This window comes from Actinomyces faecalis (assembly GCF_013184985.2).
In the GTDB taxonomy this organism is placed as follows: domain Bacteria; phylum Actinomycetota; class Actinomycetes; order Actinomycetales; family Actinomycetaceae; genus Actinomyces; species Actinomyces faecalis.
In genome coordinates, this window is sequence record NZ_CP063418.1 from 1,667,219 (window position 1) to 1,682,983 (window position 15,765).

The window sequence follows — 15,765 nt, forward strand, 5'->3', positions numbered from 1 at the left end:
CGACCACCAGCCGCCCCCCACCACAAAAGGGGGACCGTCACCAGCACCACGCACCTGCCACACTCCCCTTAGAAAGGAGGTGATCCAGCCGCACCTTCCGGTACGGCTACCTTGTTACGACTTCGTCCCAATCACCAGCCCCACCTTCGACCGCTCCCCGTAGGGCCACGGGCTTCGGGTGTCGCCGACTTTCATGACGTGACGGGCGGTGTGTACAAGGCCCGAGAACGTATTCACCGCAGCGTTGCTGATCTGCGATTACTAGCGACTCCAGCTTCACGGTGTCGAGTTGCAGACACCGATCCGAACTGAGACCGGCTTTAAGGGATTCGCTCCGCCTCACGACATCGCAACCCACTGTACCGGCCATTGTAGCATGCGTGAAGCCCAAGACATAAGGGGCATGATGATTTGACGTCATCCCCACCTTCCTCCGAGTTGACCCCGGCAGTCTCCCGCGAGTCCCCACCACGACGTGCTGGCAACACGGGACAAGGGTTGCGCTCGTTGCGGGACTTAACCCAACATCTCACGACACGAGCTGACGACAACCATGCACCACCTGTGAGAGCGCCCCACAAGGAGGAAGCCCCATCTCTGAGGCAGACGCTCACATGTCAAGCCTTGGTAAGGTTCTTCGCGTTGCATCGAATTAATCCGCATGCTCCGCCGCTTGTGCGGGCCCCCGTCAATTCCTTTGAGTTTTAGCCTTGCGGCCGTACTCCCCAGGCGGGGCACTTAATGCGTTAGCTACGGCGCGGACACCCCGGAAAGAGCCCCCACACCTAGTGCCCAACGTTTACGGCGTGGACTACCAGGGTATCTAATCCTGTTCGCTCCCCACGCTTTCGCTCCTCAGCGTCAGTAACGGCCCAGAGACCCGCCTTCGCCACCGGTGTTCCTCCTGATATCTGCGCATTCCACCGCTACACCAGGAATTCCAGTCTCCCCTACCGCACTCAAGCCGGCCCGTACCCACCGCAAGCCCCCAGTTAAGCCAGAGGATTTCACGACAGACGCGACCAGCCGCCTACGAGCTCTTTACGCCCAATAATTCCGGACAACGCTCGCGCCCTACGTATTACCGCGGCTGCTGGCACGTAGTTAGCCGGCGCTTCTTATCCAGCTACCGTCAACCACCCCCCAAGGAGATGGCCTGCTTCACTGGCGAAAGAGGTTCACAACCCGAAGGCCTCCATCCCTCACGCGGCGTCGCTGCATCAGGCTTGCGCCCATTGTGCAATATTCCCCACTGCTGCCTCCCGTAGGAGTCTGGGCCGTGTCTCAGTCCCAGTGTGGCCGTCCACCCTCTCAGGCCGGCTACCCGTCACCGCCTTGGTAGGCCATCACCCCACCAACAAGCTGATAGGCCGCGAGCCCATCCCCCACCAGAAAACCCTTTCCAAACCCACCCATGCGAGCAGGCCAGAATATCCCGTATTAGCTACCCTTTCAAGCAGTTATCCAGAAGAAGGGGGCAGGTTACTCACGTGTTACTCACCCGTTCGCCACTCATCACCCCAAGCAAGCTTGAGGATCACCGTTCGACTTGCATGTGTTAAGCACGCCGCCAGCGTTCGTCCTGAGCCAGGATCAAACTCTCCAAACAAAAACACAAACCATAAACCAACCCCAACCACAACAGCCAGGACCAGCCCACAGAAAGCACAAAAGCCCAGAAAACCAGACCAGGCCCAACCCACCCCAGACCCCAAAAACAGGACCAAAGGCAGGCAAACCAAAAACAAAACAAGAACAACCAGACCCCAAAACAAGAGCCCAGCCATCCCACTATGGCATAAAAAACATGACACACTATCGAGTTCTCAAACAACACACCCACCGGAGTTCCACCGCCCACATCCGTGGGCCGCTTCTCTCCGGAAGCGCCCGATAAACTTTAGTGAGTCATTTTCATGAAGTCAAACCCGGGATCCGTGATCCCGCTCTCCTCCCATGACTCTCTTCAGTTCTCGGCTCCCGAACGCCTTGGAATCTCTTCCTCGCCGCCCGGGCCGGAGAGAACATTACGCACCCTCTACCCGACGGTCAAATGAAATAGCGGTGACCCTGCGCACACAGCACGGCCACCGCCACTCCCACCCAGCCTGGTCAGGCAGACGGAACCTCCTGACGCGCAACGGCGAGGTTACGACGCCCCTTACGAACCAGGACGACGCCTCCCGCGAGCAGGTCCTCCTGGGCCACCACACGGTCCTCGTCCTCCACCTTGACGTTGTTGAGGTACGCGCCCCCACCCGCGACGGTCTTCCGTGCGGCGCTCCTCCCCTTCTCCAGCCCGGTGGCCACCAGCAGGTCGACGATCGTCGAGCGCCCGACCTCCAGCTCCGCGGCCGGCAGGTCAGCCGTGGCGGACAGGACCGTCGCCTCATCCAGGTCACCGAGCTTGCCGCGTCCCCACAGCGCCTGGGTGGCAGCCTCGGCGCTCTCCACGGCGGCCGCCCCATGAACCCAGGTGGTAACCTCGCGTGCCAGCACCTTCTGGGCCTCGCGGGCCTTGGGGCTGTCCTGCGTGACCTGCTCCAGACGCTCGATCTCCTCGCGCGGGAGGAAGGTGAAGACCTTGAGGAACCGCACGACGTCGACGTCATCCACCCGCAGCCAGAACTGGTAGAAGGCGTAGGGGCTGAGCATCTGCGGGTTGAGCCAGACCGCGCCGCCCTCGGTCTTGCCGAACTTGGTGCCGTCAGCCTTCGTGATGAGTGGGTTGGTCATCACGTGTACCGACTCCCCCTCCACCTTGTGGATGAGGTCCATGCCGCCTACCAGGTTGCCCCACTGGTCGTTGCCCCCGACCTCGAGGGTGCACCCGTAGCGGCGGAAGAGCTCGAGGTAGTCGTTCGCCTGCAGGATCTGGTAGCTGAACTCGGTGAAGGAGATTCCTTCCTCACTGGCCAGACGGCGCGCCACGATGTCCTTGGACAGCATGGTGCCCATACGGAAGTGCTTGCCCAGGTCACGCAGGAAGTCGACCGCCGTCATCTGACCGGTCCAGTCCAGGTTGTTGACGATACGAGCCGGGTTGTCCCCGTCGAAGTCCAGCAGGTTCTCCAGCTGGGCCTGCAGGCCCTGGGCCCATCCCGCCACGACCTCCTTGGTGTTGAGGCTGCGCTCGCCCTTGGCCCGCGGGTCACCGATGAGACCGGTCGCTCCGCCCACCAGTGCCAGGGGGTGGTGGCCTGCCATCTGAAGGTGACGCATGACCTTGACCGCGACGAGGTGACCGTGGTGGAGGCTCGGCGCGGTGGGATCGAAACCGCAGTAGAAGGTGACGCTGCCCTTGGTGAGCGCCTCTCGCAGCGCGTCGATGTCGGTGTGCTGGGCGATCAGGCCCCGCCACTGCAGCTCATCGAGGATGTCGGTCACGATCGCGAACCTTCCAGGTCTTGTTCGAACACGGTCTCGCCCCTGCTCGGGTACGGTGCTGGGCCTGCCAGGTCTCAGCCCCGCTAGTCTGCCATGCCGTTTACCTTCCAGCCGCGCACGTCCGTCTCAGGAACGATGACGGGGCCGCGCCGGCCGGTAGGGCGAGACGCTCGGCTCGCCGTCCAGCCAGAAGCGCCACGGGAAGCGCTCCGCATCGCCGCCAGGACCACTGACCCCGGTACGCGGCCCCTGACGCAGGGCCTGCGGCGAGACGCCTCCCGGCCGTGCCAGCGCAAGCGAGAACCTGCTACCACACGGTCCCAGCCGTGCGCCGTCGTCGCCACGCCCCAGTCCCAGCGCCTGGGCAAGTCGTGCCGGGCCACGCGCTAGGTCACGGTCCTGCCGGGCCGCAGGGCGCCGGGAACGAGCCAGCTCATGGCCCTGGACGACCTCACCGGCACGCAGCAGCACCGCGCGACTGAGGCCCTGCGGCCCGCACACAAGGTTGACGCAGTAGTGCATGCCGTAGGTGAAGTAGACGTAGACCGCTCCGGCTGCCTCGAACATGGTCGCGTTACGCTGGGTCCTACCGCGATAGGCGTGGGATCCAGGGTCGGTCTCGCCCCGGTAGGCCTCGACCTCGGTCAGCCTCACGGCGACCGTCCCCTGCTGCGAGCGGACCGTGAGCACAGTCCCGAGCAGCTGCGGGGCGACGAGGACGCAGTCCTGCTCCAGCAGGTTCCTCACAGACGACGGCGTGATGACCCTGCTGCTGCTCGTCTCCCCCACCTGCTCAGGCCTCGTCGCCGGTCTCCTCGCTCTCCCACCGCCCCGAGCCCAGCGGCCCTGCCGGTCCGTCCAGGAGAGAGCCTTCCCAGGCAAAGACGCGGAGCTCTGCGCTGTGCTCGATCGCCCGCGCCAGCTGCTCGACGACCCGCACGGGGGCGGTCCCGCCGTGCCCGGACCGTGCCGCGACCGAGCCCTCGGCAGAGAGCACCTGACGCACCGCCGGCGTCAGACGCTCGTCGATGCGGGCGAAGTCGTCGTCCGACAGGTCCCACAGCTCGATGCCCCGCTCCTCGCACTCACGCACGCAGGCGCCCGAGATCTCGTGGGCCTGGCGGAAGGGTACCCCCTGCGTGACCAGCCACTCCGCCACGTCTGTGGCCAGGGAGAAGCCCTGGGGCGCCAGCTCGGCCATCCGGTCGTAGTGGAGGGTCATGGTCTCCACCATGCCGCTGACCGCGGGCAGGAGGACGGCCAGGGTGTCCACAGCGTCGAAGACCGGCTCCTTGTCCTCCTGCAGGTCGCGGTCATAGGCCAGTGGCAGGGCCTTGAGCGTGGCCAGCAGGCCCGTGAGGTCACCGATGAGCCGACCGGCCTTGCCTCGGGCCAGCTCAGCGACGTCCGGGTTCTTCTTCTGCGGCATGATCGAGGAGCCGGTGGAGTAGGAGTCGTCCAGGGTGACGAAGCCGAACTCCTTGGTGTTCCAGATGATGACCTCCTCGCTCAGGCGGGAGACGTCCACGGCCGTCATCGCCAGGACGAAGGAGAGCTCGGCGACGACGTCACGAGCTGCCGTACCGTCGATGGAGTTCTCCGCCGAGGAGTCAAAGCCGAGGTCAGCCGCTACGGCATCGGGATCCATCCCCAGGGTGTTGCCCGCCAGCGCCCCGGAGCCGTAGGGGCTGACGGCAGCGCGTGCGTCCCAGTCCTCCAGACGCTCGACGTCGCGCATCAGCGGCCAGGCGTGAGCCAGCAGCTGGTGGGCGACGAGAACCGGCTGCGCGTGCTGCATGTGGGTACGCCCCGGCATGATGGCCTCGCCTGCACGCGCTGCCTGGTTGACCAGGGCGTCGACGACGTCGAGCACGAGGCCGGCCACGTGCCGGGCCTGGTCACGCAGGTACATCCGGATGAGGGTCGCGATCTGGTCGTTACGCGAGCGGCCGGCGCGCAGGCGGCCGCCCAGGTCCTCCCCCGCGCGCTCCATGAGACCGCGCTCCAGAGCGGTGTGGACGTCCTCGTCCTCAGGGACGGGAGCGAAGGTGCCGGCGACGACGTCCTCCTCCAGCTGGTCCAGGGCGGCGAGCGTGCCAGCCAGCTGGGCCTCGTCCAGGAGCCCGGCGCTGGCCAGCGCGCGGGCGTGGGCACGCGATCCAGCGATGTCGTAGCGTGCCAGCCGCCAGTCAAAGTGGGTGGACACACTCAGCGCTGCCAGGGCCTGGGCCGGCCCACCGGAGAATCGCCCACCCCACAGGCTGATGCCTCCCGGGCTCGTCGAGGATGCGGCCGGTGCCGCGGGACCTGGCGTCGTCTGACTCGTCATAGGCCCATTGTGGGCCATCGGCACGGCTCGGGGCGACACCGCCCGGCCTCGACGCACCGGCCGCTCGTCGCAGCGGAGCGTCTCTCTCCTCGTCGTGGTCCTGGCCCACGGGTCTGCTTACCGAGAGCCTGAGGTCCTCAGCGCGTGACGACGGCGGTCGGTCGCCTCCAGACGAGAAGGTGACCGACCGCCGTCGTCCTGCGGCGCAGCAGTGTCCGCAAGCAGTCTCGGAGGGGCCTCAGAAGCCCACGCCGTTGCCCAGGCGCACGTCGCGCGCGGCCGCGAGCTTGGACTGCATGCCGTAGATCTCGATGAATCCGCGCGAGGAGGACTGGTCGAAGGTGTCGCCGGTCTCGTAGGTGGCGAGGTTGAAGTCGTACAGGCCGGTGTCGGTCTGACGACCGTTGACCACCGCGCGTCCGCCGTGCAGCACCATGCGGATGTCGCCGGTGACGTACTTCTGGGTGTCCTCGATGAAGGCGTCCATGGACCTCTTCAGCGGCGAGTACCACTGGGCCTCGTAGACGAGCTCGCCCCAGGTCTGCTCCATCTGCCTCTTGTAGCGGCGCTGCATACGCTCCAGGGTCACCGACTCCAGCGCCTGGTGCGCCTCGATGAGGGCCACCGCGCCGGGAGCCTCGTAGATCTCGCGCGACTTGATGCCCACCAGACGGTCCTCCACCATGTCGATACGACCCACTCCCTGGGCGCCGGCACGGCGGTTGAGCTCCTGGATCGCCTGGAGCGGGGTCACGGGCTTGCCGTCGACAGCGGTGGGAACACCCTGCTCGAAGTGGATGACGACCTCGTCAGGCAGCGGCGGGTAGGTCGGGTCGTCGGTGTAGACGTAGACGTCCTTGGTCGGGGCGTTCCACAGGTCCTCCAAGAAACCGGTCTCGATGGCGCGGCCCCACACGTTCTGGTCGATGGAGAAGGGGTTGTGCTTCGTGGTCTCGATCGGCAGGTTGTGCTTCTCGGCGTAGTCGATCGCCACGTCACGGGTCAGTGCGAGGTCACGGACCGGAGAGATGCAGTCCATGTCCGGGGCCATGGAGGTGATGGCGACCTCGAAGCGGACCTGGTCGTTGCCCTTGCCGGTGCAGCCGTGAGCCACGGTGGTGGCTCCGAACTGCCGGGCCGCCTTGACCAGGTGCTTGGCGATGACCGGGCGGGAGATCGCTGAGACCAGCGGGTACCTGCCCTCGTACAGGGCGTTGGCCTTGAGGGCCGGCATGCAGTACTCGTTGGCGAACTCGTCGCGAGCGTCCGCCACGTAGGCCTCCACGGCTCCGCAGTCCAGCGCACGCTGGCGGATGACCTCCAGGTCCTCACCGCCCTGGCCGACGTCGACGGCCACGGTGATGACCTCTCGGCCCGTCTGCTCGCCGATCCAGCCGATGGCGACGGAGGTGTCCAGCCCGCCGGAGTAGGCCAGGACCACGCGGTCCTTGGATGCGCTCATAGGTGTTGTTCCTTCATCGTGTTGGTACCGCAGGTACGTCCTGGGCAAGGGTGTCCATGGTGGTAGGGGGGGGAGCAGTGGCGCAGGCAGCACCCTCAGGCTCGTGAGGCAGGATCGGCCAGGGAGAGCAGGTGGCTGCCCACCTGCGTGGCCACCTCCTCGCTCCGAGTGATGACGAGGACGGTGTCGTCCCCTGCGATGCAGCCCAGGACCCCGGGCAGCATGGCGTCGTCGACGGCGGAGGCCAGCAGCTGCGCGGCGCCGGCCGGGGTTCGCAGCACCAGCTGCTGCCCAGCCCACTCGGCAGTGACCAGCAGGTCCGCGCACCAGCGTGCCAGGCGGGAGGTGGTGTGGTCCGCCAGGGTGTCAGCCCCGCCGTCTCCTGGCACCTCGGTACGGCCTGCCTGGACCTGGCCCGGCGCCCCCGCCTCCGGGATGGAGTAGACCTGGGAGCCTCCTGCGCCTCGGACCTTGGTCGCCCTCAGCTCAACCAGGTCGCGTGAGAGCGTCGCCTGGGTCGTGGTGACCCCGAGCTGCGCCAGTGCCTGACGCAGCTCGGCCTGGGAGCGGATCCGCTCCTTGACCAGGATCTGGGTGATGAGCGCGTGGCGCGCCGCCTTGGTCTGGGGGGCGGAGGACTGCGTCGGGCTGTCAGGGCTCTGGAGGCTCATGCGGCACCTGCCTGGGTCAGACGGCCGGCAAGCACCTGACCGAGCGTCTTCGTGAAGGAGTCGGCCTGCGCGTCACTCAGGACGAAAGGGGGTGCCAGCCGCAGGGTGTGCGGACGAGGCGCGTTGACGATGAAACCGGCCTCCAGCAGCTGGGAGGCGATCTCACCGGCGGGGCCGACGGCGTCGACCAGACCCACGCCGCGCAGCAGGCCGCGGCCACGGACCTCGCTCACGCCGTCGAGCGTGGACAGCTCCGCCGCCCACCGGTCTCCGAGCTCCCTCACCCGCGTCAGCAGGTCCTGGGAGCGGATCGTGTCGATGACAGCCAGCGCGGCGGCACAGGCCACCGGGTTGCCTCCGAAGGTCGTGCCGTGCTGGCCGGGCTGCAGAAGAGCCGCAGCCTGCCCGGTCGCGACGACGGCGCCGATCGGGACTCCCCCGCCCAGGCCCTTGGCCAGGGTGACGACGTCGGGAACCACCCCGGGTGCCAGGAGGTGGTGAGCCATCCACTCACCGCTTCGGCCCATACCGGTCTGGACCTCGTCGACGATCAGCAGCGCACCCGCGGCGCTGGTGAGCTCGCGCGCGGCCTGGAGGTATCCCTCGGGGATCTCACGCACCCCGGCCTCGCCCTGGACGGGCTCGATGACGAGCGCGGCGACGTCCGGGCCCATCGCCTCAGCCAGCGCCTCGACGTCGCCTGCCGGGACGAAGTGGACGCCCCCGGGAAGGGGCTCGAAGGGCTCACGGTAAGCAGCCTTGTGAGTCAGTGCGAGCGCCCCCATGGTGCGGCCGTGGAAGGACTGCTCCAGGGCGAGTACCCGCGGGCGGGCGCTCCCGCCGTGGCGGCGGGCGATCTTGAAGGCTGCCTCGTTGGCCTCGGCACCAGAGTTGGCAAGAAAGACACGGGTCTCCTCAGCCGCCCGCGTAGGGAAGACGATGCCCGCCAGCTCCTCGGCCAGGCGTACCTGAGCGGGAGAGGTGAAGATGTTGGACACGTGGCCCAACGTGGACAGCTGCTCGCTGACCGCGCTGACGACCGCGGGGTGGGCGTGCCCCAGGCAGTTGACAGCGATACCGGCCAGCAGGTCGGTGTACACCTTGCCGTCCGCGTCGGTGACCTGGGCACCGACGCCGTGGACAAGCACGCGCTGGGGAGTGCCAAAGGTGTTCATGACCGCGCCGGTGTAGCGCTGGGTCCAGTCCTGCTGGGTCACCGTGGGCTCCTGCACCTGGCTCATAGCGACAGCCCTCCCTTGGTACGCGAGACGGCGGAGTGCTCGGGACAGACGACGGTTCCTACGCCGTCGTCCGTGACGATCTCCAGGAGCATCGAGTGCGGCTGGCGGCCGTCGACGACGTGGGCCTGCCCCACGCCTCCGCGCACGGCCCTCAGACAGGCCTCCATCTTGGGGATCATCCCCGACTCCAGCTCGGGCAGAAGCGCCTCCAGCGCGTCCACACCGATGCGTGAGACCAGGGAGGATCGGTCCGGCCAGGCCGAGTACAGGCCCTCGACGTCAGTGAGCATGAGGAGCTTCTGGGCTCCCAGGGCGATCGCGATCGCCGCTGCCGCCGTGTCTGCGTTGACGTTGAGGACGGTGGTGGGATCCGTCACCAGCGGGGCGACCGAGGAGATGACCGGGATGCGCCCCTGGTCCAGCAGCTCGGTGACCGGCCCCGGGTCCACCTCGACGACGTCACCCACCAGCCCCACGTCCACGGCCTCACCGTCAACGGTGGCCAGGCGCTGACGCGCCCGCAGCAGGCCACCGTCCTCGCCGGAGATTCCCACGGCGTCGGAGTCGACCTCGTTGAGCAGGGAGACCAGCTCGCGCTGGACCGATCCGGTGAGCACCATGCGCACCACGTCCATGACCTCAGGCGTGGTCACCCGCAGGCCGCCACGGAACTCGGACTCGATCCCCAGACGCTCAAGCATGGCGTTGATCTGGGGCCCGCCACCGTGGACGACCACGGGGCGCAGGCCCACCTGGTGCAGGAAGAGGATGTCCTGGGCGAAGGCGCGCTTGAGGCTGTCGTCCACCATGGCGTTGCCGCCGTACTTGATGACGATCGTGGCCCCACGGTAGGCACGCAGCCAGGGCACGGCCTCCAGCAGGACCAAGGCCTTGTGGGTCGGTGTCAGGGAGTCGAGTGCTGATGCGGCGGCCGAGGCCGCGGGATCCTGGGACGGTTGGGAGGAGGTCATGTCGTGTAGTCCGCGTTGATGGTGACGTATCCGTGGGTGAGGTCATTGGTCCACACCGTCGCCTGGGCCGTGCCGGCGTTCAGGGCGATGTCGATGCGGGTCTCGCGTGGGGTCATGTCCACCAGTGAGCGGTCCTCGCCCAGCCTGCCGTGGCGAAAGATCGTGACGCCGTTGATGGTGACGTCGACCTCGTCAGGGTCGAAGGGGCAGACGTCCTCAGGCACGGTGCCCAGCTGGGACAGGACACGACCCCAGTTCGGGTCCGCTCCCGCCACCGCGCACCTGAGCAGGTTGGAGGAGGACACGGTCCGGGCCGCAGCCTCGGCGGCTGCCTCGCTGACGGCTCCGGTGACCGTGATCGCGATGTCGTGGGTGGCGCCCTCGGCGTCGGCCACGAGGCGTCGTCCGAGCCGGCCCAGGACCTCGGCGACGGCGTCGTCGAGCTCCTCCTGGCTCGGCAGCGCGCCCGAGGCCCCGGAGGCCAGGAGCAGGACGGTGTCGTTGGTGGACATACACCCGTCGGAGCTGATGCGGTTGACCGTGCGAGCGGCTGCCTGGGACAGGGCACGCTGGGCCTGCCCAGCCTGGACGACGGCGTCCGTGGTCATCACGCACAGCATCGTCGCCAGCCCTGGGGCCAGCATGCCCACGCCCTTGATCATGCCTCCCACGCTCCACGTCACGCCCTCGGTGGTGCGAGTGACCGCGTCCTCCTTGGAGACCGTGTCCGTGGTCATGATCGCCGTCGCGGCGTCATGACCGGCTGCGGGCGTCGCGGCCAGGGCCCGCGCCGCGCTGCCTGCGCCCTCCAGCAGCCTGTCCATGTCCAGCGGCTGGCCGATGACACCGGTGGAGCACACCAGGACCTCGCGGGCGCCCACCTCCTGGCCCGGGCCTGCGGTGCTCAGCAGGTAGGCGACCTGCTGAGCCGTGGCGGCGGCGTCGGCAGCCCCGCGCTCTCCCGTGCAGGCGTTAGCGCTTCCGGAGTTGAGGATGACGGCACGGGCACGGCCGTCGGCCACCGCCCGACGTGACCAGGTCACGGGCGCGGCGACCACCCGGTTGGAGGTGAAGACTCCGGCTGCCACGTCCAGCGGCCCGTCGTTGACCACGAGGGCGAGGTCGGGCCTGCCCGAGGCCTTGAGGCCGGCGCGCACGCCCGAGGCCCGGAATCCCTTGGCTGCGGTGACGCTCACGGTGCGACTCCTTCGACGACGACGCCAGTGGTCTGGCTGAGTCCCAGCGCCAGGTTGAGGGACTGCACGGCAGCGCTGGCCGTGCCCTTCCCGAGGTTGTCGATCGCGCACACCATCGTGGCCACGCCTGCGGCCCGGTCATAGGTGACCTGGACCGTGGCCAGGCCTGAGCCGAGGACGGCGCCGGTGGTGGGCCAGGTCCCCTCAGGCAGCAGGTGGATGAGAGCCTCTCCCTCGCCAGGAGCCCCATAGGCCTCCTGCCAGGCGGAGCGCAACACCTCCTGCGGGTGTTCACAGTCCAGGATGGCCTGCGTCACGGGGGCCGTGACCGTCGCCAGGACGCCGCGGCTCATCGGCACCAGGACCGGGGTGAAGGACAGCCGGGTCGAGCCAGCCGGCGCACCTGCCACCTCAAGGTTCTGGATGATCTCGGGGATGTGGCGGTGGGTGCCGCCGACAGCGTAGGGCTGTGCCGACCCCAGGGCCTCCGCCGCAGTCAGGTGCGGCTTGAGGGACTTTCCCGCTCCCGAGTAGCCCACGGCCAGGACCGCGGTGAGCTGGGAGGTGTCGATGAGCCCGGCGGCCACGCCTGGCTGGGCGGCCAGTGTCACGGCCGTGACGTTGCAGCCGGGAACGGCCACGCGCGCGGTGGCAGCCAGCTCGGCGCGCTGCGCCGCCGCGACGGTCTCACCGGTGTGGAGCAGCTCTGGCATGCCGTAGGTCCAGGAGCCAGCGTACTCGGTGCCGTAGAAGGCGTGCCAGGCGGCAGCGTCGGTCAGGCGGTGGTCCGCCCCGCAGTCGATGAGCAGCGTACGGGTACCGCGCTCGGCGTCCAGCGCCTCGATCTGGGCGGTGATCGCGCCGGAGGCGCCGTGGGGCAGCGCGAGGAAGACGACGTCGTGCTCGGCCAGGCGTGCGGCCTCGGTCGGCTCGACCACGCGCTGCGCGAGGGAGAGGAGGTGGGGGTGGTGCTCGCCCAGGAGCGTCCCGGCGGAGGAGGCGGCGGTCAGGGCGCCAATCTCAGTCTCGGGATGGGCGGCCAGGAGGCGAAGAACCTCTCCGCCGGCATATCCCGTCGCCCCGGCAACGGCTGCTGTCCACGTCATACAGAAACCATACGTTGCGATGCATACAAATACAAAGGCGACGGGAGGTTCAGCTCCCGTCGCCTTCCTCACACACCCGCCGGCGTACGGTGTCAGGCTTTGCCCTCGCCAGCCTTCAGGCTCGTCACGATCTCATCCGCCCACTGGCGCACGGCGTCGAAGTCGCGGTAGTCACCCTCGCTGGCACCACCCATGCGCGCGATCGTGCGCTCGCGAAGGGAGAGCTGAGCCGGGTCGAAACGGCCGGCGAAGGTCTTGTGGTCCTCAGGATCGATCGCCAGCAGCACCGGCCCGATCCGGTGCGGATCGGAGATCTCCCCCTGGAGCAGCCCGGACAAGCCCACAGAGAAGGCCCACACCGGGTGGCCCTTCAGCTCCTGACGGAAGCGCGTGGTGAAGTCCACGGCCTCAGGGGTCCAGTGCGTCATGTAGACAGCGCTTCCCAGGATGAAGGCGTCATAGTCGGACACGTCCGTGACGTCCTCAGGCTTGGCGAGGTCAACCACGAGGTCCGCCTCGCGCAGTCGCTCAGCAATAACCTCAGCCACGCTGTCAGTGGCGCCGTGACGGGAAGAGCATGTCAGGAGGATCTTCATACCTCCAGTATGGCGCGACCTGCCGGTTCAGGAGGCTTCAGGAGACCCTCAGACGCCAGCCGTGAGCACTTGCACACCGGCCTGGCGTGCCTGACCAGGCACGCCAGGCCGGTGGCTGAGGACTCTCGTCCGCTCGGGTCAGGTGGCTCAGGCGGAGCGCAGCTCGGCTCCCAGCCGCTTGGCGGCGCGCTTGACCACACGCTGACGCACGGAGGCGGTCTCCTCGGCGGTCAGGGTGTGGTCTCCACGAAGGCGCAGGGAGAAGGCCAGGGACTTGCGGTCCCGCCCCAGCTGCTCGCCGCGGAAGACGTCGAACAGGCGCACCTCCTCGGCCAGGTCACCGGCAGCCTCACGGATGACGGCCTCGACCTGGGCCGCGGTCACGGCCTCATCGACGACCAGGGCGATGTCCTCCTTGGCCGGGGGGAAGGTGGAGACGGCCGTGACCTGCAGTACACCTGCTGCCTCAGCCGCCTCCAGCAGCGGCTCCAGATCGATCTCGACGGCGCAGGAGCGAGCAGGCAGGCCCAGCTCCTTGACGGTGCGCGGGTGCAGCTCGCCAGCGTGAGCCACGACGGCACCGGGGAGGAGGTCCTTGCCCTTGCGGGTCGAGGCCAGGCGGACCTCCGCGGTCCGCCCCGGGTGCCAGGGAGCGTACGGCTGCTGTGGTGCACTGACCTCGACCGCCACGCCCAGCGTCGCCGCAACGGTGCGCACGACCTCGACGGCGTCGGCCCAGTCCCAGGCACGCGCCGCGCCCAGGACCCCGGCCCGCTCGCGCTCGCCGGCCAGCACCGCGCCCACGTGGGTGGGCTGGTCGGGGATACCGGCCTCCAGCGCAGCCAGCTCGTCGTCGGTGGGGCGGCGGTCCACGCCCACGACAGGCGCCGGTACCGTGCCCGCCGGCAGCGTGACGGTGCCGACCTCGTAGACAGCGACGTCGTTGAGCCCGCGCGAGACGTTGCGTCGGGCTACGTCAATGAGCGAGTCGAGCACGCTGGTACGCATGAGCGGGGCGTCCTCGGCCAGCGGGTTGGCCAGGCGCATCGCCTGCCGTCGCGGGTCGTCCTGGGCGATGCCCAGGCGGTCGTGGACGTCACCGATGAAGGGGTAGGACAGGACCTGGGTCAGTCCCGCCTCCGCCAGGGCCGCCACGACCTGCCGGCGGGCGCGCTGCCGCGGGGTCAGGCCGGTGCCGGCGGGGGCGGTGGGGACGATGACGGGGATGCTGTCATAGCCGTCCAGACGGGCGATCTCCTCAGCGAAGTGCGCAGCGCCCACCAGGTCCGGGCGCCAGGTCGGCGGGGTGACGGCGAGCAGCTCGTGGCCGGCGTCGTCAGTGCCGGCAGCCTCGACCGTGCAGCCGATCATCGTCAGCAGCTCGATGACCCTCTCGGTGCCGTAGCAGACCCCGGTCAGGCGCTGCGCGGCGTCGGCGCGGATGACGATCGGCTCGGGGGGCACGGTGCGGTCCACGTCGGTGGCGACCGGCTCGGCGGTGCCGCCGCCGTACTTGACCAGCAGGTCGACGGCGCGCTGGGCCGCCACCGGGGCCAGCGCGGTGTCCACACCACGCTCGTTGCGCTTGGAGGACTCGGTGGGCAGCTTGTGCCGGCGGGCTGAGCGGGCGACCGAGACGGAGTCGAAGTGTGCGGCCTCGATGAGCACGTCCGTCGTCCCGGCGTCCACCTCGGCAGCCGCTCCTCCGAAGACCCCGGCGAGCACCAGGGGACGCGAGCCCGCGCCCTGCGGCGAGTCGGCGATGACGAGGTCCTGCGGGTCCAGCTCGCGAGTGACCTCGTCAAGGAAGGTCAGGCTCTCCCCCGCCTCGGCACGGCGCACGACGATCGGGGCGTGCACCTTGGCCAGGTCGAAGGCGTGCAGCGGCTGGCCCAGGTCCAGCATGACGTAGTTGGTCACGTCCACCGCCAGGCTGATCGGGCGCATCCCGGCGGCGGTCAGGCGGTCGCGCATCCACTGCGGGCTCGGGGCGCTGGGGTCGATGCCACGCACCACGCGGGCCACGTAGCGGTCGGCCCCGGGCCGTCCGTGGATCGGGCGGGGGTCCTGGCGGATCTCGACGGCGAAGCCGTCCTGCCCTGCCTGCGCCACGCCGTGGGGGTACAGGCCCGGGTTGGTCCCGTCCGCGGGGTCCGTGAAGGCGGCTCCGGTGGAGTGGGAGTACTCGCGGGCCACCCCACGCATGGAGAAGCAGTAGCCGCGGTCCGGGGTGATGTTGATCTCCAGGACCTCCTCACCCAGACCGAGCAGCGGGATCGCGTCCGTTCCCGGCTCCGGCAGCTCCTCGCCGTCGTGCCCGTGGGCAGCCAACCACTCATCGAGCACGATGATGCCCGAGTGGTCCTCACCGATCCCCAGCTCGCGGGCCGAGCAGATCATGCCGTCCGAAATGTGGCCATAGGTCTTGCGGGCAGCGATGGCGAAGTCACCAGGCAGGACGGCCCCGGGCAGGGAGACGACGACACTGTCCCCCACCTCGAAGTTGTGCGCCCCGCACACGATGCCGCGGCTGGGCAGCTCCGAGGGCTCCTTACCGGTACCGGGAGCGTCGTTGTGCTGCGGTCCTACGTCCACGCGGCAGTAGTTGATGACCTTGCCGTTGGACTGCTCCTTGGCCTGGCGCGTGAGGACCCTGCCGACGACGAGAGGGCCGGTGACCGACGGCGGGACGATGCGCTCCTCCTCCAGCCCCACCTTGACCAGGTCAGCCGCCAGCCGGGCCGCAGTGGTGCCGGAGGGAACGTCCGCGTGCTCGCGAAGCCACTCGATCGGGACGTAGGGCATG

General features: G+C 68.6%; 11 protein-coding genes and 1 rRNA gene. All 12 read right to left on the reverse strand.

Annotated features, from left to right (window positions below; translation table 11 throughout):
* Nucleotides 1–72: 72 nt before the first annotated feature.
* Nucleotides 73–1,609, reverse strand: a 16S ribosomal RNA gene (locus tag HRL51_RS07170).
* A 503-nt stretch (nt 1,610–2,112) separates the two neighbouring features.
* Nucleotides 2,113–3,387: a tyrosine--tRNA ligase gene (gene tyrS / locus HRL51_RS07175; protein ID WP_172120838.1), complete on the reverse strand. Its 1,275-nt coding sequence runs from the start codon at nt 3,385–3,387 to the stop codon at nt 2,113–2,115.
* 126 nt (nt 3,388–3,513) lie between these two features.
* Nucleotides 3,514–4,134 (reverse strand): DNA-3-methyladenine glycosylase, encoded by a 621-nt coding sequence (locus HRL51_RS07180; protein ID WP_244960127.1) that lies wholly within the window; start codon nt 4,132–4,134, stop codon nt 3,514–3,516.
* Nucleotides 4,135–4,180: 46 nt separating this feature from the next.
* Nucleotides 4,181–5,716: an argininosuccinate lyase gene (argH, locus tag HRL51_RS07185; RefSeq protein ID WP_172190991.1), complete on the reverse strand. Its 1,536-nt coding sequence runs from the start codon at nt 5,714–5,716 to the stop codon at nt 4,181–4,183.
* Between the two features lie 238 nt (nt 5,717–5,954).
* Nucleotides 5,955–7,178, reverse strand: a complete 1,224-nt coding sequence (locus HRL51_RS07190) for an argininosuccinate synthase (protein ID WP_172190993.1) — start codon at nt 7,176–7,178, stop codon at nt 5,955–5,957.
* A 95-nt stretch (nt 7,179–7,273) separates the two neighbouring features.
* Nucleotides 7,274–7,849, reverse strand: coding sequence for an arginine repressor (locus HRL51_RS07195; protein ID WP_172190995.1), 576 nt, complete (start codon nt 7,847–7,849; stop codon nt 7,274–7,276).
* Nucleotides 7,846–9,090, reverse strand: a complete 1,245-nt coding sequence (locus tag HRL51_RS07200) for an acetylornithine transaminase (RefSeq protein WP_172190997.1) — start codon at nt 9,088–9,090, stop codon at nt 7,846–7,848. The genes HRL51_RS07195 and HRL51_RS07200 overlap by 4 nt, the downstream gene beginning before the upstream one ends.
* The gene (gene argB, locus HRL51_RS07205) at nt 9,087–10,061 is read right to left on the reverse strand and encodes an acetylglutamate kinase (protein WP_244960128.1); all 975 of its coding nucleotides are present in this window, start codon (nt 10,059–10,061) and stop codon (nt 9,087–9,089) included. Before argB ends, HRL51_RS07200 begins: the two co-directional genes overlap by 4 nt.
* Complete coding sequence (argJ, locus tag HRL51_RS07210) at nt 10,058–11,257, reverse strand: bifunctional glutamate N-acetyltransferase/amino-acid acetyltransferase ArgJ (protein ID WP_172120844.1); 1,200 nt, start codon at nt 11,255–11,257, stop codon at nt 10,058–10,060. The genes argB and argJ overlap by 4 nt, the downstream gene beginning before the upstream one ends.
* A complete protein-coding gene (gene argC, locus HRL51_RS07215) occupies nt 11,254–12,363 on the reverse strand; it encodes an N-acetyl-gamma-glutamyl-phosphate reductase (protein ID WP_172190999.1) in 1,110 nt (369 codons plus the stop codon). The genes argJ and argC overlap by 4 nt, the downstream gene beginning before the upstream one ends.
* Nucleotides 12,364–12,455: 92 nt before the next feature.
* Complete coding sequence (locus tag HRL51_RS07220; RefSeq protein ID WP_172120846.1) at nt 12,456–12,959, reverse strand: flavodoxin domain-containing protein; 504 nt, start codon at nt 12,957–12,959, stop codon at nt 12,456–12,458.
* A 147-nt stretch (nt 12,960–13,106) separates the two neighbouring features.
* Nucleotides 13,107–15,764 (reverse strand): phenylalanine--tRNA ligase subunit beta, encoded by a 2,658-nt coding sequence (gene pheT / locus HRL51_RS07225; RefSeq protein WP_172191001.1) that lies wholly within the window; start codon nt 15,762–15,764, stop codon nt 13,107–13,109.
* Between the last annotated feature and the right edge of the window lies 1 nt (nt 15,765).

Coding starts and splice junctions, on each gene's coding strand:
- argH (WP_172190991.1), bottom strand. CDS start 5,716: ATGACGAGTCAGACGACGCCAGGTCCCGCGGCACCGGCCGCATCCTCG.
- HRL51_RS07190 (WP_172190993.1), bottom strand. CDS start 7,178: ATGAGCGCATCCAAGGACCGCGTGGTCCTGGCCTACTCCGGCGGGCTG.
- HRL51_RS07195 (WP_172190995.1), bottom strand. CDS start 7,849: ATGAGCCTCCAGAGCCCTGACAGCCCGACGCAGTCCTCCGCCCCCCAG.
- HRL51_RS07200 (WP_172190997.1), bottom strand. CDS start 9,090: ATGAGCCAGGTGCAGGAGCCCACGGTGACCCAGCAGGACTGGACCCAG.
- argB (WP_244960128.1), bottom strand. CDS start 10,061: ATGACCTCCTCCCAACCGTCCCAGGATCCCGCGGCCTCGGCCGCCGCA.
- argC (WP_172190999.1), bottom strand. CDS start 12,363: ATGACGTGGACAGCAGCCGTTGCCGGGGCGACGGGATATGCCGGCGGA.
- HRL51_RS07220 (WP_172120846.1), bottom strand. CDS start 12,959: ATGAAGATCCTCCTGACATGCTCTTCCCGTCACGGCGCCACTGACAGC.
- pheT (WP_172191001.1), bottom strand. CDS start 15,764: ATGCCCTACGTCCCGATCGAGTGGCTTCGCGAGCACGCGGACGTTCCC.